14 protein-coding genes are annotated in these 17,672 nt (G+C 51.3%); 4 read left to right on the top strand and 10 right to left on the bottom strand.

Translation table 11 applies throughout. The features are described from left to right. Nucleotides 1-355 precede the first annotated feature (355 nt). The 4 genes from G5B42_RS03850 to zupT all read right to left on the bottom strand — a co-directional run bounded on the left by G5B42_RS03850 (nt 356) and on the right by zupT (nt 6,053). On the bottom strand, nt 356-2,773 hold the full coding sequence (locus G5B42_RS03850) for a heavy metal translocating P-type ATPase (protein WP_181339134.1): 2,418 nt from the start codon (nt 2,771-2,773) through the stop codon (nt 356-358). 146 nt (nt 2,774-2,919) lie between these two features. Then, nucleotides 2,920-4,752 carry an urease accessory protein UreH domain-containing protein gene (locus G5B42_RS03855; RefSeq protein ID WP_181339135.1) on the bottom strand — a complete coding sequence of 611 codons (1,833 nt, stop codon included), beginning with the start codon at nt 4,750-4,752 and terminating at the stop codon, nt 2,920-2,922. 51 nt (nt 4,753-4,803) lie between these two features. Continuing rightward, on the bottom strand, nt 4,804-4,938 hold the full coding sequence (locus G5B42_RS12080; RefSeq protein ID WP_331274031.1) for an LDCC motif putative metal-binding protein: 135 nt from the start codon (nt 4,936-4,938) through the stop codon (nt 4,804-4,806). Between the two features lie 302 nt (nt 4,939-5,240). Continuing rightward, nucleotides 5,241-6,053 carry a zinc transporter ZupT gene (gene zupT / locus G5B42_RS03860; protein WP_181339136.1) on the bottom strand — a complete coding sequence of 271 codons (813 nt, stop codon included), beginning with the start codon at nt 6,051-6,053 and terminating at the stop codon, nt 5,241-5,243. A 315-nt stretch (nt 6,054-6,368) separates the two neighbouring features. Between zupT and G5B42_RS03865 the strand changes: the two genes are divergently transcribed. Genes G5B42_RS03865 through G5B42_RS03875 form a run of 3 tightly spaced genes read left to right on the top strand, consistent with a single transcriptional unit; the run spans nt 6,369 to nt 9,599 of the window. After that, nucleotides 6,369-7,436 (top strand): spore germination protein, encoded by a 1,068-nt coding sequence (locus tag G5B42_RS03865; protein ID WP_181339137.1) that lies wholly within the window; start codon nt 6,369-6,371, stop codon nt 7,434-7,436. Continuing rightward, complete coding sequence (locus G5B42_RS03870; RefSeq protein WP_181339138.1) at nt 7,408-8,490, top strand: GerAB/ArcD/ProY family transporter; 1,083 nt, start codon at nt 7,408-7,410, stop codon at nt 8,488-8,490. The genes G5B42_RS03865 and G5B42_RS03870 overlap by 29 nt, the downstream gene beginning before the upstream one ends. Further along, nucleotides 8,487-9,599, top strand: coding sequence for a Ger(x)C family spore germination protein (locus tag G5B42_RS03875; protein WP_181339139.1), 1,113 nt, complete (start codon nt 8,487-8,489; stop codon nt 9,597-9,599). The genes G5B42_RS03870 and G5B42_RS03875 overlap by 4 nt, the downstream gene beginning before the upstream one ends. Nucleotides 9,600-9,614: 15 nt before the next feature. Here G5B42_RS03875 and G5B42_RS03880 read toward each other — a convergent pair whose 3' ends face one another. Beyond that, nucleotides 9,615-11,519, bottom strand: coding sequence for an ABC transporter ATP-binding protein (locus G5B42_RS03880; RefSeq protein WP_181339140.1), 1,905 nt, complete (start codon nt 11,517-11,519; stop codon nt 9,615-9,617). Continuing rightward, a complete protein-coding gene (locus G5B42_RS03885; protein ID WP_181339141.1) occupies nt 11,500-13,242 on the bottom strand; it encodes an ABC transporter ATP-binding protein in 1,743 nt (580 codons plus the stop codon). The genes G5B42_RS03880 and G5B42_RS03885 overlap by 20 nt, the downstream gene beginning before the upstream one ends. A gap of 294 nt (nt 13,243-13,536) precedes the next feature. Between G5B42_RS03885 and G5B42_RS03890 the strand changes: the two genes are divergently transcribed. Next, entirely contained in the window at nt 13,537-13,929 is a 393-nt protein-coding gene (locus G5B42_RS03890) for a methylglyoxal synthase (RefSeq protein WP_181339142.1), read from the top strand. 219 nt (nt 13,930-14,148) lie between these two features. Here G5B42_RS03890 and G5B42_RS03895 read toward each other — a convergent pair whose 3' ends face one another. From G5B42_RS03895 to G5B42_RS03910, 4 genes are all read right to left on the bottom strand, one after another. Beyond that, nucleotides 14,149-14,862, bottom strand: coding sequence for a prepilin peptidase (locus G5B42_RS03895; RefSeq protein WP_231133221.1), 714 nt, complete (start codon nt 14,860-14,862; stop codon nt 14,149-14,151). 45 nt (nt 14,863-14,907) lie between these two features. Then, nucleotides 14,908-15,171 (bottom strand): hypothetical protein, encoded by a 264-nt coding sequence (locus G5B42_RS03900; protein ID WP_181339144.1) that lies wholly within the window; start codon nt 15,169-15,171, stop codon nt 14,908-14,910. A gap of 516 nt (nt 15,172-15,687) precedes the next feature. Then, on the bottom strand, nt 15,688-16,719 hold the full coding sequence (locus G5B42_RS03905) for a DUF5692 family protein (protein WP_181339145.1): 1,032 nt from the start codon (nt 16,717-16,719) through the stop codon (nt 15,688-15,690). Nucleotides 16,720-16,901: 182 nt separating this feature from the next. Beyond that, complete coding sequence (locus G5B42_RS03910; protein ID WP_181339146.1) at nt 16,902-17,474, bottom strand: TetR/AcrR family transcriptional regulator; 573 nt, start codon at nt 17,472-17,474, stop codon at nt 16,902-16,904. Nucleotides 17,475-17,672 lie beyond the last annotated feature (198 nt).

The following is a 17,672-nucleotide window of genomic DNA, read 5'->3' on the forward strand; positions in this document are numbered from 1 at the left end:
GGAATTTGGGGCATTGACCCTGTGAGATATGGGAGGTTTGCCGCCAGGGAGACATGTGGATCATAACGGCCGCAATATTGTGAAAATGTATGGTTGCGACCGGCATACACATGCACTTCCTAATAATTGAATGTCTGTTTATATTACCCATAAGGACTCATTTCTAATAAATGAAATATTGTGAATAAGTGAGATTTTAAGAGAAAAATGAAGATCATAGAGGGAGGTAAAACTAAACAAAAAATCAACACCCAGCTATCCCCGGTTAAAAAAACCGTGCGCGTACGCAACGGTTCGAACACCATAAAGGCAGGCGCCGCCGGAATTTACAGGAAATACCGGTGGCGCCTATGCCCTATTTTTTATAGGGATTAAACCGCTTGAGACTGAGCGAGTTGGTCACCACCGAGACCGAACTGAAGGCCATGGCGCCGCCGGCAATGATCGGGTTCAACAGGCCCAGGGCGGCAAAGGGAATCCCAAGCGTGTTATAGATAAAAGCCCAGAAGAGATTCTCCTTGATTTTGCGCATGGTCTGCCGGGAGAGGCGGATGGCGGCGGGAATGGTCAGCAGATCCCCCCGCATCAGCGTGATATCGGCGGCTTCCATCGCCACGTCCGTGCCGGTCCCGATCGCCATCCCGATGTCGGCGGTGGCGAGGGCGGGCGCGTCATTGATGCCGTCCCCCACCATGGCAACCACTTTTCCTTGCTTCTTCAGTTTCTCCACTTCTTCCGCCTTGTGCTCGGGCAGCACTTCCGCCAGAACATTGGCAATCCCGACCTGTTTGCCGATGGCGGCCGCGGTACGCCGGTTGTCGCCGGTGATCATATAGACCGCAAGCCCCATCCGCTGCAGTTCGGCGATGGCTTCCTTGGCGTTCTCCTTCACGGTGTCGGCGACCGCAATGATGGCGGCGAGCTTCCGGTCCACCGCCATCAGCATGGCGGTTTTTCCTTCATCCTCCAGTTTGGCGATGGCCTGTTCGCTGGCGCCCAGGGTAATCTCCTGCTCGACCATGAGCTTCCTGGTGCCGAGATAGATTTCTTTCCCCTCCACCACCGCCATGACCCCGCGGCCGGGAAGGGCCGTAAACTGTTCCGGGTCGGGAAGACTCCCGTATTCTTTTTTCCCCTTCTCGTAGATGGCAACCCCCAACGGATGCTCGGAACTTTTCTCCGCAATCGCCGCCAAACGCAGAATTTGGTCCGCCGCAAGCCCCCCTAAGGGCAGGATATCCGTCACCTCGGGCTGGCCTTTGGTGATCGTCCCGGTCTTATCAAAGACCACGGTATTGATCTGGTAGGCCATTTCCAGATGTTCGCCGCCTTTGATCAGGATCCCGCTTTCCGCCCCTTTCCCGGTGCCGACCATGATCGCCGTCGGAGTGGCCAGCCCCAGGGCGCAAGGGCAGGCGATGACCAGCACGGAAACGGCGTTGACGATCCCCGCCGTCAGATCACCAGCCACCAGATACCAAAGGAGAAAGGTAACCGCAGCAATTCCGATCACGACCGGAACAAAGACCCCGGAAACCTGGTCGGCAATCTTCTGGATCGGCGCCTTCGACCCCTGCGCATCCTCCACCAGCTTGATGATCTGGGCGAGGACCGTATCCTTCCCCACTTTCGTCGCTTCAAACTTAAAAGTACCGAATTTATTGATCGTCGCCCCGACCACCGGATCGCCGACTCTCTTTTCCACCGGGAGACTTTCGCCGGTTAACATCGACTCGTCAATGGCCGAGTGCCCCTCGATAATCTTCCCGTCGACCGGCACTTTTTCCCCCGGCCGGACCACGATGATATCGCCGACCTCCACTTCGGCAATGGGCAGGTCGACTTCCTCCCCGTTCCGGATCACCCGCGCCGTCTTCGCCTGCAAGCCCATGAGCTTTTTGATGGCTTCGGAGGTTTTCCCCTTGGCGACGGCTTCCAGGTATTTGCCAAGCAGGATCAGAGTGATGATCACCGCGGCCGCTTCAAAATAGAGCTCTTTCATCATCATCCCCGGCCTCGCCGGTGCAAAGAAACCATTGTAGATGCTAAAGAAATAGGCGGCCGAGGTCCCCATGGCAATCAGCACATCCATATTGGGGCTTTTCGCCCGGAGGGCATGATAGGCGTTTTTGTAAAAACGGAAACCGAGCCCAAATTGAACAGGAGTGGCGATGATGAACTGGAAGTATTCGTTGTGCAGAAACGGCACGTCAATCCCGACTAAACTCAAGACCATCGCCAGGAGTAACGGCGAAGTGAGGACGGCGGAGATGGTCAGTTCCTTCCTGAGGCGCCTGATCTCCTTCTCCCGCGCTTCCTTTTCCCGGTCCCGGCTGACTTCCTCCGCCCGCGCGGCCTGGTACCCAAGCGTTTCCACCGCCCGCAGCATGTCGGTGACTTTGACCTGCGCCGGATCGTATTCCACCACCGCCTGCTCGGTGGCGAAATTGACCGCCGCTTTGGTTACGCCGGCAAGACTGTTTAGCTTTTTCTCAATCCGCGCCGCGCAAGCCGCACAACTCATGCCGGTGATTTTGAGGGTCACCTTTCCTTCCGGCGCCGGATTGACCAGATCGTAACCTAAGTTTTTGATCACTTCCTTAAACTTTTCAACGTTCACCAGCTCTTCTTCATATTCAATGGTTGCCTGTTCGAGGGCAAAATTGACGTTGGCCTGCCGGACGCCCTCCAGTTTGCTCAGGTTCTTTTCGATCCTGGCCGCGCAGGAAGCGCAGGACATGCCGGCTATTTTCAGGGAGGTTTTTTTCACCATGCCAATCCCGACCTTTCACTTTTTTTAATATCACGAACCGTTCTTTTGTAAGCCTACTGCTTCAAAAGACTTTCGTCGTTCGATCCTCGTCACTCGCCAATCGTGTAATTGATTGCCCGCGGGCAAAAGCCGGCGTGGGCGGCTCCCTAGTGACAACTGGCGCCGCCACCGGATCCGATGCTTACCGGTTGGTAGTTTTCCACTTCATTCTTGATCGCTTCCAGATTAATCCGCTCAAGACTGGGCACAACCTTCACATACCCCTGGAGCGTCCCGTCTAAAAAGAGGAGAGTAAAATCGGCGACCGGAGTAAACTGGATCTCATTTTTACCTTCTTTAAGTTGCAGGAGCGCCCGGTATTCCGGCAAGATCAACCCGCTGTTCTCCTCGCTCAGCGTCTCCCCGTTGATCACCCATTTGGTGGGAACTCCTCTTTCCAGAACGAGCACCGCCGGGGATAAACGGTCCGCTTGTACAGAGAGGGTTATATACTGCACCCCGTCTTTAATTTCACCGACCCCGATTTTATCGGTGGGAATGCCGTTCCCCCCGGGGAGCCAGTTCGCCCCCGGGTCTCCGCCGTTCGTGACCGCGTTCAGTTCCTCCTCCGAAACCGCCGCCAGATCGGGCACGACTTTAATCGTACTGCGGATCATCCCCATCCAGCAGGTATATATGATGGTACCTTCCTCCTCGGGCGTGAACTCGATGAGATTATCACCAACCGTCAGTCTTTTCTGGATCCCGTATTTTGGGATGGTGATGGGGTTGTTGCACCCGTTGAGGTCACCCGGTTCCACCCGGATGGTCCATTTTACCGGAATCCCCTTTTGGACAACGATTGGTACATATCTCCCCGGTTCCATTTCGGTGGTGACGACCTGCACATTGCCTTGAATACGCGCAATATTTCCGGAAGCGGACGCCGGAAAACCGGTCCCCAACCCGGACAAGGCCAGTCCCCTGGTGGTCATCACGAGCCCGAGCATTACAATCAAAAGGGCGCTGCCTTGCATCATCTTCCGGGTAAACCTCCGGCTCAGCATGGAACTGACGGCCCCGAAACTAAACATTAAAGGCACGGTGCCGATACTGAAAACCAGCATCGACAATGCTCCCGCCGTAAAGCTTCCGGTCCCTAAGGCGTAAAGTTGCATCGCCTGCAGAGGTCCACAGGGCATCAGTCCATTGAGCAATCCCACATATAAAGGGCCATACTTTCCGGGCTGCCCAGCGATTTGTTTTCCGAAAAGCCGCGGCAGCCGGGGGCTTAGTTTCCGCAGCCAGGGAAAGAGGTCCAGCATATTCAACCCCAGGATCACCATAAAGCCGCCGGCAATAATGGCGACCATCCCCTTCGCCGGACCGGAAAAGCTGATTACGGAACCAAGAGCGCCAACCAAACCGCCCAGGACCGTATAGGAAAGAACCCTGCCGCCGTTATATAAGAGGCTTGGCCTTAACCTTTCAAACTGGCTTTGCCGGCCGTCCTCTCCCCGGGCGGTAACACACTGTGACAGGTTAAGCCCGCCACACATGGCGATACAGTGCAGCGAAGTCACCAGCCCGGTCAGCAAGAGCAGCCCGTAGCCCATTGACTGGTTAACCTCGGGAATAAAATTAAAACCAACGGTCTTCTTGATCATAACATAAAACGCCAAAAGGATCAGCCCTATCCCCAAGAGCTGACCGGCGGTAAGCTTGTCCTTCCCTTCCTGCGGTACCGTTTTGGCCGCCGTCGCTTCCCCGGAGGAGGGTTCGTGCTTAACCATATAGCCCAGTTGCTCAATGGTGGCGATGATCGTCCCGAGGTCAAGATGATGTGCATCATAGGTAATATAAGCATTAGAGCTGCTATAAATGACCTTGGCTTCCACTACCCCATCCAGTTTTTGCAGGGCGTTTTCGATCCGCGCCGCGCAGCTCGTACAAGTCATCCCCTCAATTGGTAATACTTTACGGAGCAAGTTTTGTCCCATCCTCATCCCCCTATATTGACCCGGAAGTATTTCCGGTCCCCTCAGCCCTGGTTACTTTAGTTTTTTCTCGTTCTCCGGCCGGTTCAACTGACAACAATCCAGTGGTCCTTTGGGAAAAGCTTTTTCGTTTTCGTTCGCCAGTTTTTCGAGAAAACGATCGATGGCTTCTTTCAACCGTTTCAGCACCTCAATCTCCCCTATCTCCGCCAGTTGCTAAAGCAACCTTTGTGCGATGCCAAGGAATCTTGGGCGATAACAAGGGATTACCACCCTTTCCGGACTTATTTGATTTATTTATTGAAGAATTTATCACGTTTTTGTGGAGATTTTATGAAGATCCCTGTTTTTCCTTAAATGTGTCAATGGAACCGTCGCCGGTAAACAGCTGCAGGCGCAACTTGGCATAACAATATAAAAAAACCGGGTCGCTTCTACGACCCGAGTTTTTTTATTTACCCCTTTTGCCCCCGGAAACCATCCGTATCTTTTCAGGCAAACATCACCAAACTGGCCGCCATGACGATCATCCCCAGGATCAGACCGTAGATGGCGATGTGGTGCTCCCCGTACTTTTCCGCAGTGGGTAATAACTCATCCAGAGAAATGTAGACCATAATCCCGGCAACGCCCGCAAAGATCAGCCCAAACATGGCCGGAGTAAAGAAGTTATACAGAAGAAAGAAGCCGATAATCGCGCCTAACGGTTCCGAAAGTCCCGACAGGAAAGAATAGCGAAAGGCTGTCCGCCTGTTTTCGGTGGCGTAGTAAACCGGGACCGAGACGGCAATCCCCTCCGGGATGTTATGCAAGGCAATGGCCACGGTAATGCTGATCCCTAAGGCCGGGTCCTGCAGCGCACTGACAAAAGTCGCCAGCCCTTCCGGGAAGTTATGGATCGCAATGGCGAGCGCCGAAAACAAGCCCATGCGTAGCAAAGAGGGGTCCCCCGCCTCCGACACCTCCATTTCGTTCACATCCCGCATGGCGTGGGGGTTTTCAACGTCCGGCACTAACTTATCGATCAGCGCAATCAAGAAGATGCCGCCGAAAAAGGCAATGGTCGTGACGAGAAAACCCGTTGTCGTCCCATAAACAGCCTCCAAGGAGGTTCGGGCTTTCGCAAAGATCTCAATCATCGAAACGTAAAGCATCACCCCGGCCGAAAACCCCAGGGTTGCCGATAAAAACTTCTTATTCGTCTGCTTGGTGTAGAAGGCAAGGATACTTCCAATTCCGGTTGATAAACCGGCGATCACGGTCAATCCGAATGCCATCAATATATTTTCTGTTGTCAACACCATGGCAATGCCTCCTTAAGCTGCTGGACAAGTTTTTACCTCCAGCGATAAAATCGTCCGTTCTTTTCCCCTTCGCAAACGGGGCTGATTGTTTTTCCATTACCCATTCTATTAGTTATTTCCCGCTTTTTTCCTGCCGCCGTCCGCTTGCGTCCCGCCTCTTCTCTCTAAAAAGTCAAATCACATGGGATTGGCGTTCCCGTAATTTGCCTGCTAATTTGCCTGAATTATTGGCTGAGGTATAACCGACACCTCGCAAGGTAAACCTATCGTTATAGAAAACACCTAGTCTGATAATACGAATTGGCGGAGTAGCTCATGGATAAGCAAAACATGCCGAATGATGGGTTAAAAGAGCCCCAAACAATATATACCGTTCCCCATGGAGAGTTCAGCGCGGATCTCCAGACCAATCTGGCGCTAATCAGAAGCAAACTGGGGTCGGACCGGCTTAAGTTCAAATTCTTAAGCGTCGGTAAATTGAACCCAAAAGAGCTTGTCATCGCCTATCTGGAAGGAATAGCCCAGCCCCAACTATTGGAACGGTTAATCACGAAAATTAATGAGTTAAAACTGGACAAACTGGTGGGCGCCGGCCAACTGGAAACCCTCATCAAAGATTTCCCGCGTTCCCTCTTCCCGCAGTTTCAAGCCACCGTAAAGCAGGATCATGCCATCAACAATTTACTGGAGGGAAAATTCCTTATTCTCCTCGAAGGCACACCCGTAACCCTGAGCGCACCGGTCAATTTCTTTGACTTTTTCGCCAAACCGGATGACCTGAATTACAATTGGTTGTTTCGCCCCTTTATCCGTTTCCTGCGTTTTTTGGCCATGGGGCTGGCTATTTTTCTTCCCGCTCTCTACGTTGCCATCATCTCTTTTCACTTCCATATTATCCCGGTTAATTATCTCATCCCGCTGGCCGAATCCCGGGCGCATGTTCCTTTCCCGCCTATCATTGAGGTCTTATTCCTTGAAATCATAATTGAACTCCTCCACGAATCCGCCTTCCGGTTCGCGCCTAGCCTTGACCCCGGCATCGGCATTTTATCCGTCATCTTGCTAGGGGTGGCGGCTATCTCTACGGGAATGGTCAGCGCGGTGACTGTCGCCGTTAGCATGGTAACCCTGATCGCTTCTTTAAGCCTGCCCCCTTATGATCTGGGCGTCTCAACCCGGTTTTTCAAATTTACCGCCCTCTTCTTCGCTGCGCTCTTCGGGGTTCTCGGATTTATCGTAACAGCTTCAGTGACCTTTGCCCATCTGATTACCTTGGAATCCTTGGGGCAGCCTTATTTTCAGCCTTTGATCCCCTTTAAATGGGAAAATATTATTGGAAAAAGGGGCCGCATTGATGGAAGACCGAAATCAAATCACCGCTAAACAGTTGGGAGTTTTCATCTTATCAGCTCAGATCGGGTTGGGGGTAATCGGTTTTCCATCCAATCTTGCTAATGAAATCGGACGCAACGGTTGGCTTTCGATTCTTTGCGCCGGGATTCTGAGCACCATAATCGCTGTTATAATTACAGCCCTGCTGCAAAGGTACTCCGGCCAATCCATCTTTGAAATCAACCAGTATTTATTCGGGAAATTCCCGGGGCAAATCATCAACTACATTTTAATCCTCTACTTAAGTTTTTTAATGGTGATTGGTTTTCGCTATTTTACGGAGTTCATTAAGTTATTTACCTTGGAATCGACCCCCGATCTCTTTCTGGCGCTCTTGATCATTGTCCCGACCGCTTATCTCAGTTGGCACGGGTTAAAACCGGTTGCTCGCTTCTCCCAGATTATTTTTTTCATTCTTTTCTTTATTTTGGTACTGTGCGTGTTAACAATTAAAAGAGTCCGGTGGACTTTCTTAATGCCCGTCCGCGTCCCGGATCCAGCCACCCTCGGACAGAGCATCGTTCCGGCCATACTTGCTTTTATCGGGTTTGAACTAACAATTTTCCTTTACCCTTACATCAGTGATAAACAAAACGCCCGAAAATGGTTGGTTGCCGCCAATCTAGGCGCGACGGTCTTTATTGTCATTATTTTTTTGGTCACCGTAGGAGTGTTCGGCGAAAACCTGGTAAAAACACAGGCCGCCCCGTTGTTTAATCTGGCCCGGTTTTACCGGGCACCTTACTTCGGCCGGGTTGATCTGTTTTTTATCCTCTTATGGTTTCCCCTTTTGGAAGGCACTTTCCGTTCCTATTTCTTCACTACCTACGACAGTCTGCGGCGGTATTCCCCCGGCAAAAACCAAAAACTGGTCTACGGTTTGTATACCGCCCTGACCATTTTGCTCAGCCGTCTTCCCAGGGATCTCATTCAAGCCGTCCAACTGGCGAAGGCCGTCAATCTGGCCGGCATCGGCGTTTTCGGTTTTTTGATCCTCTGCTACCTCTATTCCTTGGTTAATAAAAGGGGCGTCAAAGTGAAATGAGGAAAAGTCTAATCGTCTTCATTACCGTCATCGGCAGTCTGTTTCTTTTTTCCGGTTGTTGGGACCAGAAGCTGGTTGAGCAAACGGGATTTACGTTACAGTTGGGGGTTGAGTTGTCTCCAGAGAACAAACTACTATTAACCAGTTGCTATCCAGCTATTGACGCCAAAGAAAAAAACCGGGATGAAATTATAACCGCCGAAGCATATTTACTGCGGGAAGCTAGAAACAAACGAGAAGCAACCGCCTCCAAAGTAATCGACGGCGGGAAAATCCAACAACTTCTTTTCTCTAAAGAACTGGCCACGTTAGGGATTCAAGAAATAATGGAGATTCTGGAACGGGATCCGCTCAATCCCCCCCTCTCCTATGTGGTAATTGTCGACGGCAGTCCGAAAGAATTGCTGGAAAAGGCACAGACCTTTCCCAACAAGCCCCGGGTGTCGCTTTACATCCACCAACTACTGGTGAACAATATTAACTCCGCATACACACCAGAAACTAAAACCTATGACTTTTTTATCCGTTATTTCGCCCCGGGTCTAGACCCCATTACCCCCCTCATTAGGCTAGACACCGACGGGATCCGGGTTCTGGGGTCGGCCTTGTTTGCCGGGGATAAGCTGGTCGGCACCATCGACACCCAGCAAACCGCTTTCTTGTTGGCCATGATGGGCCAGTTCAAGAAGACGGAATTATTTTTCGCCCCCGTGGCGCCGCAACAGGCTGAATCCATAAAAAAAGGCCTTTCCCTCACCAATGTCCAGAGCCGGCGCAAAATCCGGGTTACCATTGAAAATGATCGCCCGGTCGTCGACCTCGCTTTGGCTTTCACCGCCTCTCTAGTCGAATACCGCCGGGACGGCCTGGACCAACCGCCCGCGCAAGAGCAGATCGAAGAGGGTCTTGCCCGGCAAATAAAAAAGGCATGTCTGGAGATTATCCGTTATACCCAAGAGATAGGCAGCGACCCAATCGGGATCGGCGATCTGGTTCGGGCCAAATATCCCGATTATTGGCAACAGGTGGACTGGCGCACGGCTTACCGGGAGGCCGTCGTAAACCTCAGTGTGAAAATGGACCTATTACAATATGGGGCGATTCACTAACGCCTCTCTCCCGGCTCACTCCAGTTCAAAGGTACCGGTATACAGTTGGTAATAGCGGCCTTTTTTCGCCAGTAACTCCTCATGGGTTCCCCGTTCGATGATCCGCCCGCCTTCCAACAGCAGTATGACATCGGCGTTCCTGATGGTCGAAAGGCGGTGGGCAATGACGAAAACCGTCCGTCCTTCCATTAAGGCATCCATCCCTTTATGAATAATCACTTCCGTTCGGGTATCAATACTCGAAGTCGCCTCATCCAGGATCATCACCGGAGCATCCGCCACCTCGGCCCGGGCAATCGCCAGCAGTTGTTTTTGCCCCTGGGAAAGCTCAGTGCCGTCCCCCGCCAAGACCGTGTCGTAACCCTGGGGGAGCATGGAAATAAAACCGTGGGCATTGGCCTGTTTTGCCGCGGCGTAAACTTCCGCATCGGTGGCCGCCAAACGGCCATAACGGATATTCTCCCGCACCGTTCCGGTGAAAAGGTGGGTATCCTGCAGCACAATCCCAAGGGACCGGCGGAGATCCCGCTTCTTGATCTGATTAATGTTAATCCCATCATAGTGAATTTCCCCGGCCGTTACATCATAAAACCGGCTGAGCAGATTGGCGATGGTCGTTTTCCCGGCCCCCGTCGCCCCGACCAAAGCCACCTTCTGCCCGGGCTTCGCGTAAAGCGAGATTTTGTGCAAGACCTGGTTTTTGCCATCGTAGCTGAAATCCACCTCGTAAAACCGGACGTCCCCCTTCAGCTCCGTGTAAGTAACCGACCCATCGGGCTGCGGCTGTTTCCACGCCCAGATCCCGGTCCGTTCCGGGGTTTCCACCAGTTTCCCGTCGACGAACTTGGCATTAACCAGGGTGACCGTACCCTTATCCTCTTCGATCTCTTCGTCCAGCAGGGCAAAGATGCGTTCTGCTCCCGCCAACGCCATGACCACGGCGTTAAGTTGTTGCGCCACATGGGCAATGGGGCGGTTAAAAGTCCGGCTTAACTGCAGGAAACTGGCGATTGCCCCCAACGTGATGCCGCCGTTTCCCCAGACCGCAAGGGCACCCCCGACGATGGCGACAAAAACATATTGAAGATGACCAAGGTTCCCCATCACCGGCATCAGAATATTGGCATAGCTGTTGGCCTCCGTTCCGTACCGGCGCAGTTCCTCGTTGAGCCGATCGAATTCGGCTTTCGCTTCTTCCTCATAACAAAAGACTTTGACCACTTTCTGGCCGTGGATCATCTCTTCGATATAGCCGTTGGTCCGCCCCAAGGCTTCCTGTTGCCGCATGAAGTATTTCCCGCTGTTGGCCGCTATCCGTTTGGTGATGTATAAATTCAGAATGAGAAAAAGAACAACCACGCCGGTTAAAGAAATACTCGTCGCCACCATGGCCGCGAAGACCGTCACGATCGTAATCACCGACAGGAAAAACTGGGGCAGACTCTGGGCGATCATCTGGCGCAAGGTGTCGGTGTCGTTGGTAAAGCGGCTCATCAGATCGCCATGGAGATGGGTGTCAAAGTATTTAAGCGGAAGGAACTGAAGATGGGCAAACATTTCGTCCCGGATCTGCTTTAAAACCCCCTGGGCAATGATGGCCATCATCCAGTTGAAGAGAAAAGTAGCCGCCACTCCGACCAGAAAGACCCCGGCCATCGCCGTGATCGCCTGCAATAACCCGCCAAAATCCGGATCGGTCACCCCCAGCAGCGGGGTGATATAGTCGTCGATTAAGACCCGGAGGAAAAGTGAGCCCGCCACCCCGGCCAGCGAACTTAAGACTAGACAGCCCAGGACCAAGACCAAATGCCACTTGTATTTTCCAGTGATATAGGCCAGCAGCCGTTTAACCGTTTGGCGCTGTACTTTGGGCGGCTTTTGCAACGGCGGTTTTCTCAGTTTAGGCGACATCATGGCCATCTCCCCTTCCTTGCCGCTGTGAGGTATAGACCTCTTGGTAGATCCGGTTCGTCTGCAAGAGTTCATCATGGGTCCCGACCGCCACCACCCGCCCGTGGTCCATCACGATAATCTGGTCGGCGTCCATGACGGAAGCCACCCGCTGCGCAATGATGACCTTGGTCGTCCCCGGGAGCAGCTCCCGAAGGGCTTTCCGGATTAAGGCTTCGGTCTTCATATCCACCGCACTGGTGGAGTCATCCAGGATCAGGATCTTCGGTTTTTTCAGTAAAGCCCGGGCAATACACAACCGCTGCCGCTGCCCGCCGGAAAGATTGACCCCGCCCTGCTCAAGACGGGTGTCATACCCGTCGGGGAAAGACCGGATAAACGCATCGGCCTGCGCCAACCGGCAGGCGGCAACCAACTCTTCGTCGGTCGCGTTTTTGTTTCCCCAGCGGAGATTCTCCTTGATGGTGCCGGAGAACAACACATTCTTCTGAAGCACCACCGCCACCTGCTCGCGAAAGGCCCGGAGGTCATAGTCACGGACATCAACCCCGCCGACCAGCACTGCTCCAGCCGTCACATCATAGAGGCGGGGAATCAATTGCACTAAGGTTGTCTTCCCGCTGCCGGTCCCCCCGATGATCCCGACCGTTTGCCCGGCCTTGATCTCCAAATTCACCCCGGACAGACACAAGTTATCCGGGTCGTTGGTGTAACTGAAACCCACATTCACAAAACGAATATCGCCGTTTTTCACTTCCAGGACCGGATGGTCCGGGTTTTTAAGGTCGCTCTCTTCACTCAGGACTTCGACAATCCGCTCGACCGAAGCCCGGGCGATGGTAATCATGACAAAGACCATCGAGAGCATCATCAGGCTCATCAAGATCTGGAGGGTGTAGGAAAAGAGGCTGACCAGTTGCCCGGTGGTCATCGCGGTCGCCACAATCATCCGCGCCCCGACCCAGGATAAAAAGAGCAGGCAGACGTAGACCGAAAACTGCATCAGCGGCGCGTTTAAAGCCAGGATCTTTTCGGCTTTGATGAAGTTGGAATAGATCGCGGCCGACACCCGGTTAAACTTCTCCTTTTCGTGCTCTTCCCGGACAAACGCCTTCACGACCCGGATCCCCCGCAAATTCTCCTGGACCACCCGGTTTAACCGGTCATAGGCCTGAAAGATCCGTTTAAAGACAGGCAGCGACCACCGGATGATCAAATAGAGCCCCAAGCCCAAAAAGGGGATCACCAGAAGAAAGACCAAGGAGAGCCGGGGGTTGACCTGAAAAGCCATAAAAAGTGAGAAGAGGAGCATCAACGGACTCCGGACCGCAACGCGGATCACCATCTGGTAGGCATACTGCACATGCGTGACGTCGGTGGTAAGACGCGTCACCAAACTGGCCGCGGAAAAACGGTCAATGTTGGCAAAGGAAAAATCTTGTACGGCGTAATATAACCTTTTGCGCAGGTTGGCCGCAAACCCGGCGGAAGCGCGGGCGGCGTAAATCCCGGAGAGCACCCCGAAGGCCAGCGAAAAAAGGGCGGCAATAATTAAGGCCACGCCCAACTGCAGAATCACGTCCATCCGTCCGCCCATAATCCCCCGGTCGATCAGTCCCGCGACCAGAAACGGGATTAAAACCTCCAGGATCACTTCGCCGGTGACGAAAAGCGGGGCCAGAACCGAGGCTTTTTTATACTCCCCGACGCTTTTTAACAACTGCCTGATCATCTAAATCCTCCATCTAGTAGTTGATTAATCCCTTGTTCGCAACTAAATCCTGAACATCTCGATTTTATCATTAACAAAAAATCCCCTTTTCCTGTAACGAAAAAACTTGCCTGAAGTTTCCTCCAGACAGTTTTCCCTCGGTAATAGTCTTTAAATCAGTTTAATCATAATCACTTACGCCGGCTAAATATTTTGGATAACATGAAGGTTTTTTCGGGGTAAGCTAAGAAACCTTAATTAAAACTCCAGGAGCAAAAAAGACCCGAAAAATAACTGACTGGAGGATGACAGTTCATGAAAAAAATCGCTTTGATTGCCCATGACCAGAAGAAACACCAGATCATTGATTTTGTAAAACGGTATAGAAACATCTTTGCCCAGTGCCAACTGGTCGCCACCGGAACGACCGGCCGCCTGATTGAACAGGAGTGTAAAATCCCCGTCCAGCGCATGCAGTCGGGGCCCTTTGGCGGCGACCAGCAGATCGGGGCCATGGTTTCGGCCGGTGAAATTGAGATGGTCATTTTCTTACGCGACCCGTTAACCGCCCAGCCCCACGAACCGGACGTCACTGCTTTATTACGCGTTTGCGATGTCCACAATGTGCCGCTGGCGACCAATCTGGCCACCGCCGAACTGTTGGCCAAAGCCCTGGGCGAAAAGGTGAAAAGCATGGATGATAAGTAAGATCACTACCACTCCGCGATGGACTGCGCCTTGGTTGCCTGGGCAAGAGGATAAAAAGTGGGGATTATGGTAGAGGGTAAAGAGTAAGTCCGGAAAAACATAAAGAGGACTTAAAGAAAAACCCCCCTGCGAAAAGGGGAGCTTTCACTCATGCTGCTTCCGGGGTAACAAAAGATGATAAGCGAAGTCCATCCAAATCCCCGCCGGTTAAAACAGGGTTTAGAAAAATAAAACGACATAAGCCCCAACAGCTAAAAACGGCGCAAACGGAACCGGCTGTCGACGACCGATCCGTCCCTTCCACACCAAAGGAAATAAAAGAACAACCCCGCTTAAACTGCCCCAGAAAAGCGTACGCAGAACACCGTCGACACCCAGGAAGATTCCTAAAAAGGTCAACAACTTAACATCGCCCATCCCCATTCCCTTCGGGTAAAGAAGGCAGATCAAAAATAAGAGCCCGCCACCGACCAAGCCGCCGATGAGGGCCGATCCAAGCGCGTTCTGGGCCCATTGGTAAACCAAACCGCCCAAAATCATTGGGTAAGTCAGACAATTCGGAATCAAACGTGTCTTGAAGTCAATGACCGCAATAACAATCATCGTGTAAGCCACGATCAACCGCCAAAGTTCCGAAACTTGACTGTCAAAACGTAGCGCCCAGGCCACCGTCGTCAAACCGGCAATCAGTTCAACGACAGGATAAGTAATATTAATTGGGCCCTGACAATAACGGCATTTTCCCCGCAACCATATATAACTGAGAACCGGAACCAGATCACCGGCCGCTAGCCGGTGCTGACAAGCGGGACAGGTGGACGGCGGCCACAGAAGCGACCCGCCACGCGGAAGGCGGTAGATAACCACATTTAAAAAACTGCCGATACAAACGCCAACAATCAATGCGAACAGTATACCGCTAAATTCAACCATCCGACCACCCAATCCCTCTCTCCGCGCGCGGGAAAATTTGGCGTTTTACTTTTTCCGCTGTAACCGCTCATTTCGATAGTACAAAATAATATCGGTACTGACCATTAGCCCATTGAGAATGTAAAGATAGATGACACCGTCATAGGCAAAGAAGAGCTTGTGCAAGACCCCGGAGATATACCCGATCAGGATCGCATACAAAAACAATACGCTTTTACCCGCTGTTTTTTTGGAAGTCCATGATTTGTAGATCGAAGCAGGCCACGCGGCACCAAAACAAACCAGCATTAATACTTCAAAAATACTCATTCATCCTACCTCTTTCTTTTTACAATTGTTTTTTGTTTCTTTTCCTTGATATATTTCCGCGCGTTTTTCATCCCGCCGAAACCTTTGAACATCGCATTGAACGTCTTTTTCTCGATTTGTTTAGAATTCATGCCGTTTATCCTTTGGGATGTTCCTGGGCCTTTCTTTAATTATCCCGCGCTCACCTCCCCACCCCCACAGGCTCTCCTTTGCGTTCTTTATACACAAAACAACAACACCCTTCGGGCATTTAAAATTCCTTGTCTTTTTTCTTTTTCGGATTTACTTTTCTTTCACTAGTCAACCCACGAAATCGCCAACTTAGATCCATCCATTATCCGAAAACGCTCTCCATCCTTTTATAGTATAGTAATTAATTATAGCGAAAACAAGAGTATCATTTTACTAGTAATAACAAGACGGGAGAACTTCACGCTCCCCCGTCTCTTACCTGAGTAGTTATTTGTTTACGTTCCCTTTTCCCGAAAAAACACCCATCCCAATTTTCGCCATTTTTTAAGCAAAAGTTTGAACCTGCGTTTCCCGGTATACTTTGCGGTCGCCGCTTTCTTCGGCAAGCGCTTTAATCTCCTGGTATGCCCGCAGATCCGTATAGAGTTCGCCCAGATAAGGATTGCGCTTTGTCTTGACGACCTTGTAAATCATGTAAACAAATACGGCTATATTGGCAACTAACGCAGCAAAACTGGTGATAAATAAGGCAGTTGTATTATACGTGGAAGCAACGGCAAAGGCCCCTTCATCGAGAAAAGCCGGGAAGGTCTGGGCAAACATACACCAGATGGCCAGGGTGTGGGCGCGGTGCTGGAGCCATGCTCCTTTTCCGACCGTAAAGGCGCAGAGCGTCGGGGCCAGCAACAAGGCAAAACCGCAATACCAGGCATGACCCGGTAGACAGTTATAAGTATAAGCGAAGTTCCAGAGATCATAGGCGACGATCCAAAACCAGAGCATATCAGGCCAGAGCATATCTTTACTGCGGTCTTGCGGGGTCTCTTTGCGCAGACAGATCCCGTACCATCCCGTAATGGTGACAATGTTCAGGAGTCCGGCGATGGCATTCATGTAATTCCAAGAACCACCGACCACATACATCGCCTGGTCAGCGAGCATCCCGCCGCCGGCATATTGGATCCCAATCTGAAGGTCGCGGGCGACCGCCTCCAGAATGTTGATCGCCAGGATCAGCGGTGGGTACCATAAAGCCCATTTTTTCTCCACCAACCGCCATTCTTCCCCGGTTGCCTTGTTTTTCCCGCGCAGATGCCGGAGGCACCAAAAACCAAGACATCCGGCAGTGGCGGAATAGACCTTGGCCAAATGGAACCAGTCGGTATAAGTCTTGTCTTTCAGTACGGTAAACCAAAGGACCGAAAGGATAGCCGGCAGTACGGTGAAGCTAAAAAGACCAACATACTTCCAGCGCCGTGAAACTTCATTAAAAACAAAAAGGGCGATAAAGACAATAAGCCAGACACCCCAGACGCTGAATAACGTTGCCCCTGCGGCATAGTTAAAAGTAAACAAACTACCTCCTCCTTTTTGTATCAATTTATAAAATTAATTCTGTTAAATCTATATTACATCTCTGCCCAACGCACGGCAATAGACATTTATCTGAATCTGTCGAGCCATGGGGTTAAACGAACAGCTCTGTAACCAGTTCGATGAAAAACTCCGTTATCAGTTCGATTATTTATACTATGAACTTATTTGTTCTTTTCTTCGTGAAAAGCCGTAATCGCACGGGTAATTCCTCCTCTAATCATGATTAAAAGTTTTTTGAGCACAAGCTCCGGTTCTTCCTTCATCCCTTCCCTCGCCCAGTCGATGATCAACCCATTAAAGGCCCGCCGGTAAAAATTGACTATAAAGCGCCGGTCATTCTCCTCCAACTGGACCCCCAGATCTTCCATGCACTCGCCAATCACCCTGTCCAACAAGCGACTGGAAAGGGTACCACAGTATGCCCTAATCTCCGGCCAGTACGAGGAGTGCAGGACATTTATGATCATCGCGGCATTGTTCCGCAAATAGTTCAACGTGGCCAGAAACCCTTTTTGCCAGGTGCCAAGGGTTTTGTTGGGCCCGACCGCCCTTGCCAAGTCCTCATAAAAAAGAGTTTTAAAGAGGTCCAGTATATTGTCAAAATGGTTGTAAAAAGTCTGCCGGTGGAGATTACACTGTTCGCAAATTTCCTTCACCGTAATCTTGTCTAATGATTTCACCGCCAGCAATTCTTTAAACGCAGCCATCAGAACAGTTCTTGCGACTCTTTTCATCGACTTAATCCTCTTTTTTTACCAATCAACGGCGTCAATTACCGAAATTTAATACCAATGTATCCTAAACTTACTAATACTGAACCATCCTTATTTTACCGGCAAACGGAATATACTTTTGTATTCAATAAAAGATCGGGAAACCCTCCAGAAATCCCCAGAAAAAGGCCTTGGGTGACAAAAAACCGCAATTAAGCA

Source organism: Capillibacterium thermochitinicola (genome assembly GCF_013664685.1).
Classification (GTDB): domain Bacteria; phylum Bacillota; class UBA4882; order UBA10575; family UBA10575; genus Capillibacterium; species Capillibacterium thermochitinicola.

What these genes read in the sequence shown, in the direction of transcription:
- G5B42_RS03850 (WP_181339134.1), bottom strand. Translation starts at nt 2,773, where the DNA reads ATGGTGAAAAAAACCTCCCTGAAAATAGCCGGCATGTCCTGCGCTTCC.
- G5B42_RS03855 (WP_181339135.1), bottom strand. Translation starts at nt 4,752, where the DNA reads ATGGGACAAAACTTGCTCCGTAAAGTATTACCAATTGAGGGGATGACT.
- zupT (WP_181339136.1), bottom strand. Translation starts at nt 6,053, where the DNA reads ATGGTGTTGACAACAGAAAATATATTGATGGCATTCGGATTGACCGTG.
- G5B42_RS03865 (WP_181339137.1), top strand. Translation starts at nt 6,369, where the DNA reads ATGGATAAGCAAAACATGCCGAATGATGGGTTAAAAGAGCCCCAAACA.
- G5B42_RS03870 (WP_181339138.1), top strand. Translation starts at nt 7,408, where the DNA reads ATGGAAGACCGAAATCAAATCACCGCTAAACAGTTGGGAGTTTTCATC.
- G5B42_RS03875 (WP_181339139.1), top strand. Translation starts at nt 8,487, where the DNA reads ATGAGGAAAAGTCTAATCGTCTTCATTACCGTCATCGGCAGTCTGTTT.
- G5B42_RS03880 (WP_181339140.1), bottom strand. Translation starts at nt 11,519, where the DNA reads ATGGCCATGATGTCGCCTAAACTGAGAAAACCGCCGTTGCAAAAGCCG.
- G5B42_RS03885 (WP_181339141.1), bottom strand. Translation starts at nt 13,242, where the DNA reads ATGATCAGGCAGTTGTTAAAAAGCGTCGGGGAGTATAAAAAAGCCTCG.
- G5B42_RS03890 (WP_181339142.1), top strand. Translation starts at nt 13,537, where the DNA reads ATGAAAAAAATCGCTTTGATTGCCCATGACCAGAAGAAACACCAGATC.
- G5B42_RS03895 (WP_231133221.1), bottom strand. Translation starts at nt 14,862, where the DNA reads ATGGTTGAATTTAGCGGTATACTGTTCGCATTGATTGTTGGCGTTTGT.
- G5B42_RS03900 (WP_181339144.1), bottom strand. Translation starts at nt 15,171, where the DNA reads ATGAGTATTTTTGAAGTATTAATGCTGGTTTGTTTTGGTGCCGCGTGG.
- G5B42_RS03910 (WP_181339146.1), bottom strand. Translation starts at nt 17,474, where the DNA reads ATGAAAAGAGTCGCAAGAACTGTTCTGATGGCTGCGTTTAAAGAATTG.